This is a genomic window from Myxococcus sp. RHSTA-1-4, assembly GCF_020037125.1.
Taxonomy (GTDB): domain Bacteria; phylum Myxococcota; class Myxococcia; order Myxococcales; family Myxococcaceae; genus Myxococcus.
In genome coordinates this window covers 1-1403 of the sequence record NZ_JAIQDG010000117.1, presented here as the reverse complement: position 1 = coordinate 1403, position 1403 = coordinate 1, and the positions used below count along the sequence as shown (strand labels likewise).

Here is a 1403-nt window from a genome sequence, read left to right as displayed (position 1 = left end):
CGGGCCCACCGGTACACGCGCTCGCGGCAGGCGCTGCTGGACTTCTCGCTCTCCGGGCTCTACCGCGCGGCCGAGCAGCACCACGCCTGAGTGTGGCCGCGCACGGGGAAGGGAGACCGGCCTCGATTGACTCGAAGAGGGGGCGCGGTCGCGACGGAGCGCGTTGACCTGGGAGATTGCGCTGACACGCACCTACTTCGCGCGTAGTCTGCCCGCGAGCGGAGCGGACCGCGCATCTCCTCGCGAGGCACCCCATGAAGCCTGTCTACCTGAATCCGGCGAGACTTCCCCTGGGGACGAGGGTGGGGCGGTGGCGCGTGCTGGAGCGCCGAGGGCGGGGTGCCTACGGCGCCGTCTACCGTGCAGTCGGCGCGGAGGCCCCGCGAGGCGCCGTGGCCCTCAAGCTGGCGCTGCACCCTCGGGACGAGCGCTTCGCGCGGGAGGTGGAGCTGCTCTCGCGCATCCGGCATCCCAACGTCCCGCGCCTCGTGGAGCATGGCGACTGGCAGCAGTCTGGGGGCCCCAGCTACCCGTACCTCACGATGGAACTGGTGGACGGCGCGTCGCTGTATGACTGGGCGCTGGAGCGCGTGCCCACCTCGCGGCAGGTGCTCCACGTCCTCGCCAGCCTCGCGGGGGCCCTGGCGGCGACCCATGCCGCGGGCGGCGTGCACCGGGACGTCAAAGGGGACAATGTCCTCGTCGGCGAGGAGGACGGGCGCGTCTTCCTGACAGACTTCGGCTCCGGACACTTCATTGGCGCCGCCACGCTGACGCAGCCCCCGTTTCCGCCCGGGACGCCGCCCTACCGTTCGCCGGAGGCGTGGCGCTCGGTGAGGCTGCCCATGCGCGAGCCGATTGTGCCCTACGCGCCCGGGCCGGCGGATGACGTCTACGCGCTGGGAGTCACCGCGTACCGGCTCGTGACGGGCGAGTACCCATTCCCGTCGAGCCCGGAGCCCCAGGCCGGGCCCCAGGAGGAAAGCGCGCCACCGTCAGCGCGAGCGTTCAACGCCCGTTGCTGCGAGGAGTTGAGCGCCCTGACGTCGCGGATGCTCTCGGCGAGTCCCGAGGCTCGGGGAGGTGCGCGCGAGCTGGGCGAGGCGCTGGAGCGTGCCGCGAGAGAGGCGGGGCCTGAAGCGGACGTGCCCCTCTTCGTCCGGGAGGCACCGCGGCCCGAGGAGGCCCGGGCGGCTCCCCGGCCCGTACCGCAGCATCCCGCGCCCCTGCGCGGCAGGCGGGCATGGCTCACGGCGGCTGGCCTGGGAGGGGCGCTCGCGCTGGGAGCCGGGTGGATGCTGAGCACGCATCCCGGAGGAGAGGAGGCGGAGACGGTGCGCGCGGAGGCGCCCGAGGAGGCCCGGGATGGAGGCACCGTGGCGGTCGGAGACTCGGTGCTGACG

The 1403-nt window shown here is 73.6% G+C and carries 1 protein-coding gene; it reads left to right on the top strand.

Going from position 1 to position 1403, the window contains the following annotated elements:
* Positions 1-254 precede the first annotated feature (254 nt).
* Positions 255-1403, top strand: a 1149-nt coding sequence (locus K8638_RS44165) for a serine/threonine-protein kinase (RefSeq protein ID WP_223760808.1), incomplete at its 3' end; no start/stop codon positions are given.